The sequence below is a fragment of the Curtobacterium sp. A7_M15 genome, assembly GCF_030705415.1.
Taxonomy (GTDB): Bacteria; Actinomycetota; Actinomycetes; order Actinomycetales; family Microbacteriaceae; genus Curtobacterium.
The window spans coordinates 23,475-32,333 of record NZ_JAUZED010000035.1 but is presented as its reverse complement, the minus strand read 5'-3'; the positions used below and the strand labels follow the sequence as shown (position 1 = coordinate 32,333).

The following is an 8,859-nucleotide window of genomic DNA, read 5'->3' as shown; positions in this document are numbered from 1 at the left end:
CGAGGCCGCATCCGCACTCGCCCGCCTCGCCGAGGCCGACGTCCCCGGCGCCGCGCCGGACGACTGGTACGGCCTCGCCGAGCCCTCGACCGACGACCCGCTCGTCGACCTCGACGCCGAGCCGGTACCCGAGTACGAGGGCGGCGATCCCGTGCCCCCGACGGTGTCGGTCTCGCCCTCCCGCATCGGCACCTTCGAGGAGTGCCCCGTGCACTGGTTCGTGCAGACCTTCGGCGGGAGCGCCCCGAGTCCCGCGATGGGCATCGGCACGATCGTGCACGAAGCGATGGAGCACGCGACCGCCGTCGACGTCGAGTCCCTGTGGCAGCACGTCGAGGGGCGGTGGGACGAGTTGACGTTCGAGTCGCCGTGGATCGCCGACCGCGAACGAGCCCGCACGCGGCGCATGATCGAGGGGCTCAGCGACTACCTCCGCACCTTCGCCAGCGCCGGACGCCGTCTGCTCGGCGCCGAGACCTCGTTCGCACTCGTCACCGGACCGGCACGGATGCGCGGCAGCATCGACCGGATCGAGGTCGACCCCGACGGCCGGGTCAGCGTGGTCGACCTGAAGACCGGGCGCTGGATGCCGAGCGAGAAGAACGACATGCCCGAGCACCCCCAGCTCGGCGCCTACCAGCTCGCGGTCGAGGACGGCGCGGTCGAGGGCGTGCCCGCGGGTTCGCCGATGGCCGACGCCCGGCTCGTCTTCGTGCAGAACGCCCGCAGCGGCAAGGCCTACTCCGAGCGGACGCAGCACGCGTTCGACGACGATGCGCGCGAGGCGTACCGGCAGCGGTTGCACACCGTGGCCACGGGGATGGCCGGACGGACGTTCCTGGCGAACGTCGACGACCACTGCGAGAAGGCCCGGACGGGCGTCGAGTGCCGCATCCACGTCGTGGGCGAGGTGACCTGGTGAACGAGGAACAGCTGCTCGGACCGGACGACGCCGTCGCGGTCGACCCGCACCGCGTCGATCCGCCCCGGCACGGCGCCGACGCGATCGCCGATGCGCTCGGTCGCCCGCGGCCCACGCCGCAGCAGCGCGCCGTCATCGAGTCACCGCTCGCCCCGGCACTCGTCGTCGCGGGAGCGGGCAGCGGGAAGACCGAGACGATGGCATCGCGGGTCGTCTGGCTGCTCGCGAACGGGATGGTCCGCCCCGACGGCATCCTCGGGCTGACCTTCACCCGCAAGGCCGCCGGTGAGCTGTCGGTCCGCATCAACGACCGCATCCGCGCGCTCGAGGACGTCGGACTGCTCGAGGCCGGTGACGCGTTCGAAGCACCGACGGTGTCCACCTACAACGCGTTCGCCAACTCCGTCTTCCGCGAGAACGCACTGCTCGTCGGACGCGACGGTGAGTCCCAGGTGCTCACCGAGCCTTCCGCCTGGCAGCTCGCGCGCCGGGTGGTCGTCGCGGCACGGGACGACCGGCTGGCCGGGCTCGACCGCGACGTCGACACCGTGACCGCGGCGGTCGTGTCGCTCGCCGGCGCGGTGTCCGAGCACCTCGTCGAGCCCGAGCGGCTGCGTCGGTTCGCCATCGAGTTCGCCGAACTGCTCCAGCTGCCGGGGAACGCCCGAGGCGGCGCGTACAAGGCGATCACCGACGCCGTCGCCGCGATCGGCGCACTCGAACCCCTCGTCGACCTGGTGGAGGAGTTCCGCCGGCAGAAGGTCGACCGCGGGTTCGTCGAGTTCTCCGACCAGATCGCCCTCGCCCTCGCGGCGGCCGAGTCGGCACCGCGCGTCGTCACCGACCTGCGCCAGCGCTACGGCGTGGTGCTCCTCGACGAGTACCAGGACACCTCGGTGGTGCAGACGCGGTTCCTCGCGCGGCTGTTCCGCGGGCACCCCGTGATGGCGGTGGGCGACCCGCACCAGTCGATCTACGGGTTCCGCGGGGCGAGCGCCGCCAACCTCGCCCGCTTCCCGCGGGACTTCGGCGGGCCGGATGACGACGGGGCCGACGCCACCCGCCCGGTCACCTTCGCGCTCTCCACGAGCTGGCGGAACCCGGTCGACGTCCTCGCCGGCGCCAACGCCGTCGTCGCGCCCCTGTCCGAGGCGTCCGAAGTCGACGTCGAGCGCCTCGTCCCCCGACCCGGGGCGGACGCCGGGACGGTCCACGCCGTGTTCCCGGAGACCCTCCCGGACGAGGCCGCCGCCGTGGCGGACTGGTTCGCCGCCCGCCGCGCCGCCGATCCGAAGGGCTCGATGGCCCTCCTGCTGCGCTCGCGGAAGGACCTCGCTGCGTTCACCGCCGCCCTCGGCGACCGTCGTGTGCCGTTCCACGTGCTCGGTACCGGCGGGCTGCTGCAGCGCCCGGAGATCGTCGACCTCGTCGCGTGCCTCCGCGTGCTGCACGACCCCGCCGCGGGCAACGACCTCATCCGACTGCTCGCCGGAGCCCGGTGGCGGATCGGCGCCGCGGACATCGCCGCCCTGCACGCCCTGGCACGCTGGCTGTTCGGCCGCGACCACACCCAGCAGCGACTCGACGACGAGGTCACCGCCGCGTTCCGTGCGTCCGTCGCCGCTGGGGAGCACGGCTCGATCGTCGACGCGCTCGACTTCGTCGCCACCGCGCCCGACGAGCACGGCGCGCTCGCCGACATCAGCGATACCGGACGCGGCCGGATGCGCGAACTCGGCCGCCAGCTGCAGGCACTCCGGTCCCGGGCGAGCGGCGACCTCGTCGACTTCGTGACGCTCGTCGTGCAGGAGATGCGACTCGACATCGAGGTCGCCGCCCACGAGCAGGGGAGCGGGGCGTTCCTCGACGCCTTCATCGACGAGCTCGCGGGCTTCGTGACGACGGACGACCGGGCCGACCTCGGTGCGTTCCTCGGCTGGATCGACGCCGCTGCCCGTCGAGACGACATGGGTCCCCGCTCAGAGGAGCCCGAGGCCGGCACGGTGCAGATCCTGACGATCCACGGGTCGAAGGGCCTCGAGTGGGACGCGGTCGCGGTTCCCCGACTGGTCGAGGGCGCGCTCCCCGCCCGCCCGCAAGAGGGCTCGTCCGGGTGGATCGGCTTCGGTCGGCTGCCGTACGAGTTCCGCGGCGACGCCGACGAGCTGCCACGGCTGGACTGGCGCGGGCACGACACCCAGAAGGACGTCACGCTCGCGATCGACGCCTACAAGGAACAGGTGAAGGCCCGCAACGAGGACGAAGAGCGCCGCCTCACGTACGTCGCGCTCACCCGGGCGAAGCACGACCTGCTCGTCTCCGGCTCGTTCTGGGCAGGTGGGGTCCGGCCGACCGAGCCGAGTCGGTACCTGCGGGACCTCGTCGACGCCGGCGTGGTGGACGCCGCCGCCGTCCCCGAGGCGACCGAACACGAGGAGAACCCCCTCGGTGACGCCGGTGCGTCACAGTCCTGGCCGCACGTGCCGTTCGGCCAGCGCGCCGCCCGGGTGGTGGCCGCCGCCGACCGTGTGCGGAACGCGAACCCGGGCGCAGCGGGTCGGTTCAGTGCCGACATCGACCTGTTGCTCGCCGAGCGCGCCGCGAACCGGTCGGCCCGGCACCGGGTGGTCGTGCCGCACCGTGTCCCGGCGTCCGGCTTCAAGGACTACCTCGCCGAACCGGACGCCGTCGCCGAGCGGCTGCGCCGACCGATGCCGGAGCGGCCGTACCGTGCGACCCGCCTCGGGACGCTCTTCCACCAGTGGGTCGAGCAGCGTGCTCGCAGCGGCGGCTCGCTCGAGACGCTCGACGCGTGGCCGGACGAGCTCGACCTCGATCCGGACGACGTGGTCGATGCCTCGGCCGACGTCGCGGTCACGGACGACGACGCCCGTCGCCTGGCCGACTTCCAGGCGACCTTCCCCCGGTCGCGGTGGGCACAGCTGACACCGATCGAGGTCGAGCGGGAGATCCACATCCCGTTCCTCGGCCACAGCGTCGTCTGCAAGCTCGACGCGGTGTACGAGATCGACGGCCGGGCCGAGGTTGTCGACTGGAAGACCGGCAAGGCCCCGTCGGGTGACGACGACCTGGCGAAGCGGCAGTTGCAGCTCGCGCTGTACCGGGTCGCCTACGCGGAGTTCACCGGGCGTCCGATCGACGAGGTCGACGCGGTGTTCTACTTCGTCGCCGACGACCTCGAGGTCCGGCCGCGCGAACTCCTCGACCGTGCCGGACTCGAGCGCGCCTGGCGGGACGCGATCGGCTGACCCCGGGCCGCGACGGACCGGTGACGGCACGTGACCCGCAACGGGACGCGGCTCGCGACAGGACGTGACCCGCTCAGGAACGGCCGTGACGGGGCGGGGCCGAGCCGCGCCTCCAGGGCCGACGCTCGTCAGCCGTGCCGGCACTCCGTCGACGACAGCAGCTGCTCGACCTCGCCGATCTCCATCGTCTCCGGCGAGACCGACTGCAGCGGTGCCGCACTCGGCGTCTGGACGGCGTCGACCAGCCGGTGCATCATCGCGACCGCGTCGTCGACCACCTCGGTGCTCTTCACCTGCACGCCGTGCAGCAGCCACTGCGCCGTCTCGAGCTCGTGGTGCACCCGCGCGCGCTGCGCGAGCTGGCGGTCGCGACCGCCGCCGTTCGCTTCGTAGGCGCTGAGGACGGTGTCGAACGCGTCCGCGCGGCCGGCGAGCACCCACGCGAGGTCCTTCGCCGGGTCGCCGAGCCGCAGCTCGCCCCAGTCGATGACACCGGACACGTCGTCGCCGGAGACCAGGATCGTCTCCGTGCCGAGCGAACCGTGCACGACGGTGGGCGTGAACTGCCAGAGCTGCTGGTCGCGCGCCGCGCCCTCCCACCGCTCCTTCAGCGCCGCGGGGACGAGCTTCGTGGCGACCGCGCGGTCCATCACGGAGACGGCGGAGCGGAGCACCTCGAACGGGGTGAGGGACGGCAGGCCTGCATCGGTGACGAAGCTCGTGGGCAGCTGGTGGATCGCGGCGATCGCGCGACCGACGCTCGTCCCGAGGTCCGGCCGCTCGACGAGGTCACGCAGGGTCGGGTGCGCGCCGGGCAGGTAGGAGGTGACGATGGCGCGGGTCGAGCCGATCGGCGCCTGCCCGCGGTACTCGGCGACGCCGAACGGGAGGCGCGTGCGGATGCCGGCGCTCAGCGCCCGGATCGCGACGAGGTCGGCGGACTGTCGGGCCTCGGCCCGCTGGTTGCGGGGGCGGCGGATCGCGGACCAGGCGCCGTCGGCGTCGCGGAGGACGGCCGACTCGTAGTCCCCGGACGCGGCCGAGCCGAGCGTGCGCGTGCCCGTGACGACGAGGCCTGAGACGGCCGTGGTCGCCAACGCGGCTAGAGTGAACTGGGATCCCGCCATGCCCCTCAGGGTAGGTCCGCAGCCGGTGGTCGAGCGTGCGCCACGCTGGCCCGCGGCAGCCCGGGCTCCCGCACCCGCCGACCCGATCCGACCCGAGGAGCCCCCTGCCGTGACCGTCGAGTTCGCCGCGAGGCTGCCCCTCTCCCGCAACGACCTCGACCGCGACGCGGAGTTCCGCACGACGGACGACCTCGACCGGGTGCTGCGGGACGACCCGTCGACCCGGTACCTGCCCGTCCGCGGCTCCGAGATGCTGCGGAACGCCGACGGCACGCTCCGCTTCGTCTCCGCCGACGCCGTGCCGGACGACGCGGTGACCCTGTACCTCGGTCGCGCCGTGTCCGACGCCCCGGACGCGCCCGCCGGCACCCGGTTCGTCGCCGCGTTCCTCGACGCCGAGGCCGCCGCGCGGATCGAACCGGCCGACGACGCGTGGGAGAGCCTGCGGATGTTCGGCACGGAGCTGTCGCCGCGCGACCAGGGCCTCGCGGTCGAGGCCGTGGCGATGGCGAACTGGCACGCCGTGCACGGCTTCTCGCCCCGCACCGGTTCCGCAACCGACGTCGTCACCGGCGGCTGGGTGCGCCGCGACCCCGAGGGACACGAGCACTTCCCGCGCACCGACGCGGCCATCATCGTCGGGGTCACCGACGCCGACGACCGGATCCTGCTCGGGTCGAACGCGGCATGGGACGCGAACCGGTACTCGCTGCTCGCGGGCTTCGTCGAGCCCGGTGAGTCGCTCGAGGACGCCGTCCGGCGCGAGGTCTGGGAGGAGTCCGGCGTCCGCGTGGAGGAACCCGAGTACCTCGGCTCGCAGCCGTGGCCGTTCCCCGCGTCGCTCATGCTCGGGTTCCGCGCCCGGGCGGTGGACGGGGACCCGACGACGGCCCGGCCGGACGGGGTGGAGATCCTCGACGTCCGCTGGTTCTCGCGCGAGGAGATCCGCGAGCGGGCGGGCGACACCCTCCTGCTGCCCGGGAAGACGTCGATCGCCCGCGCCATCATCGAGGAGTGGTACGGCGGGCCGCTGGACCTGCCGTGAGCAGTGCTGCTACCGAGCCCTTCCGACCGCCGTCGCCGGACGAGCTCCTCGCGGCCCTCGATTCCGAACAGCGCACCGTCGCCCGCACCCTGCTCGGCCCCGTGGCCGTCCTCGCCGGCGCCGGCACGGGGAAGACCAGAGCGATCACGCACCGCATCGCGTACGGCGTCGCCACCGGCACCTACGCGCCGAACCACGTGCTCGCCCTGACCTTCACCACCCGGGCGGCCGGCGAACTGCGGTCGCGGCTGCGGTCCCTCGGTGCGGGCACGGTGCAGGCTCGCACCTTCCACGCCGCGGCGATGGCACAGCTCAGCTACTTCTGGCCGGACACGGTGGGCGGTCACGCGCCGAAGATCGTCGAGTCCAAGGGTCGGATGATCGCGCACGCAGCGGACAGCATCGGCCTGCGGGTGGACACCCCGACGCTCCGCGACCTGGCCGGCGAGGTCGAGTGGCGGAAGGTCCAGATGCTCTCGTACGAGGAGTACGAGGCCGCGGCGGCCGAACGGGTCATGCCCCGCGACACCGCTCCGCGTCGGGTCCTCGACCTCATGCGCGCGTACGAGCAACTCAAGGACGACCGGCGGCAGCTCGACTTCGAGGACGTCCTGCTCGCGACGCTCGGCATGGTGGAATCCGAACCCCGCGTGGCGTCGTACGTCCGACAGCAGTACCGCTTCTTCGTCGTCGACGAGTACCAGGACGTCTCGCCCGTGCAGCACGACCTGTTGCGCGCGTGGCTCGGCGGACGCGACGACGTCTGCGTCGTCGGTGACGCCAGCCAGACGATCTACTCGTTCGCCGGGGCGTCGAGCCGGTACCTGCTCGGCTTCGGCTCGGAGTTCCCCCGCGGTTCCGTGGTGCGGCTCGAGCGGAACTACCGCTCCACGCGCGAGGTGGTGCACGCGGCGAACGCACTCATGCGCGGGCAACCGGGTGCGCTCGACCTCGTCGCACAGCGCACCGAGCCCGGCCCCCGGCCCGAGGTCCTGGCCTGCGATCACGACGGCGAGGAAGCACAGACGGTCGCGCGCACGATCGCGTCCCTGGTGGCGGACCCGGCCTCGGGCGCGTCCTTCGGCGACGTCGCCGTGCTCTACCGCCTCGGCGCCCAGGCGGCCGCGGTCGAGTCGGCACTCGGCCGCGCGGGCATCCCGTACCGGGTCCAGGGCGGCACACGCTTCTTCGACCGCCCCGAGGTGAAGCTCGCGGTGCACCACATGCGCGGCGAGGCCGTCCGGCAGACCGACGACGAGCTCACCCGACGGGTCGGCCTCGTGCTGCAGGTGAGCGGCTGGACCCCCACGCCACCCGAGGGCGCGGGGGCGGTCCGGGAGCAGTGGGAGGCACTCCAGGCGATCATGGGCCTCGCGGAGGATGCTCCGGCCGGCACGACGATGCAGCAGTTCACCCAGGACCTGGTGGACCGCGCCGCGACGCACCACGAGCCCGAGCTCGACGCCGTGACGCTCGCCACGTTGCACTCGTCGAAGGGCCTGGAGTGGCCGCACGTCCTGGTGATCGGCGCGGCCGAGGGACTGCTCCCGATCTCGTACGCCACCACCGACGCCGAGATCGACGAGGAACGGCGGCTCTTCTACGTCGGACTGACCCGTGCCCGTCGCTCGGTGACGGTCACGTGGTCGCGACAGGGTTCCACGCGTGGGGGAGCCCGGGTGGCGAGTCGGTTCCTGGCAGCGCTCGGCACGAGCAGCGCGGATGGAACGTCACCGGGAGCCGACTGACCGACAGGTCGTCGCGCTCGAACACCACTTGCTCCGGGTCGGGGTGCTGTGTCCGGGACGGCAGGCGTTCGAGGAGCATGCGGGTGACCGCCGCGGCGATCGCCGCGATCCGGTAGGGGGAGAGCGGTGCCGCGGGGCGGCCCCACACCTGCGCAGCGATGGCCGGCCAGCACGGGTCGTCGTCGACGTGCGCGTACTCGACGCACTGGAGGCACGGGCCGGCACCCGGGACGACGAACGGCCCGAGGCGCACGCGTCCGTCGCCGACGACCACCGGCAGGTGCGGGGCGCCCCGCCGGGTCCACGACGCGCGGACGGCCGGGTCGACGACGTGGTCTGCCACCACCACGGCGAGCTGCGGATCCGCGTCGGGGACGGTCACCGGTCCGCCGCGCGGTGCCGTCGTGCGCGCGACGGTGACGCCCTCGCCCGACAGCAGCTCGGCGATCGCGTCCGACAGGGTGCCGGTTCCGTGCACCTCGACGCGGGCGAGTGGTTCGGGCAGCACGTCGACGACCGCGGGCGAGGCGTCACCGAGGACGCGTGCGGCGTCGCCCGGTGCGCACCCGCTCGCCGTGGCGATCCCGGAGAGTGCGTCGCGGCCGGTCTCACGGCGGAGCGCGCACAGGAACCGTTCCTCGGCCGTGCTCGGGACCGGTACCACGGCACGCGGAGGGTCGACCCCGAGCTGGACGGTGCTCGGGTCGCGCCAGACGAACTCGAGGGTCGGATCGATGCGGATGCCCAT

The 8,859-nt window shown here is 73.3% G+C and carries 6 protein-coding genes; 4 read left to right on the top strand and 2 right to left on the bottom strand.

Annotated elements, in window-relative coordinates; translation table 11 throughout:
* Positions 1-922: PD-(D/E)XK nuclease family protein (locus Q7F20_RS08640; RefSeq protein WP_305739703.1), on the top strand; the 922-nt coding region annotated here is incomplete at its 5' end.
* Positions 919-4,191, top strand: coding sequence for an ATP-dependent DNA helicase (locus Q7F20_RS08635; RefSeq protein ID WP_305739702.1), 3,273 nt, complete (start codon positions 919-921; stop codon positions 4,189-4,191). The genes Q7F20_RS08640 and Q7F20_RS08635, both read left to right, overlap by 4 nt.
* A 128-nt stretch (positions 4,192-4,319) precedes the next feature.
* Here the strand turns inward: Q7F20_RS08635 and Q7F20_RS08630 are convergent, their stop codons facing one another.
* Entirely contained in the window at positions 4,320-5,318 is a 999-nt protein-coding gene (locus tag Q7F20_RS08630; RefSeq protein ID WP_305739701.1) for a phosphotransferase, read from the bottom strand.
* A 109-nt stretch (positions 5,319-5,427) separates the two neighbouring features.
* Between Q7F20_RS08630 and nudC the strand changes: the two genes are divergently transcribed.
* Together nudC and Q7F20_RS08620 are read left to right on the top strand one after the other, a co-directional pair.
* On the top strand, positions 5,428-6,363 hold the full coding sequence (nudC, locus tag Q7F20_RS08625; protein ID WP_305739700.1) for an NAD(+) diphosphatase: 936 nt from the start codon (positions 5,428-5,430) through the stop codon (positions 6,361-6,363).
* Positions 6,360-8,111 carry an ATP-dependent helicase gene (locus Q7F20_RS08620; RefSeq protein WP_305739699.1) on the top strand — a complete coding sequence of 584 codons (1,752 nt, stop codon included), beginning with the start codon at positions 6,360-6,362 and terminating at the stop codon, positions 8,109-8,111. The genes nudC and Q7F20_RS08620 overlap by 4 nt, the downstream gene beginning before the upstream one ends.
* Here the strand turns inward: Q7F20_RS08620 and Q7F20_RS08615 are convergent.
* A complete protein-coding gene (locus Q7F20_RS08615; RefSeq protein ID WP_305739698.1) occupies positions 8,002-8,859 on the bottom strand; it encodes a hypothetical protein in 858 nt (285 codons plus the stop codon). The two genes, Q7F20_RS08620 and Q7F20_RS08615, sit on opposite strands and share 110 nt — an antisense overlap.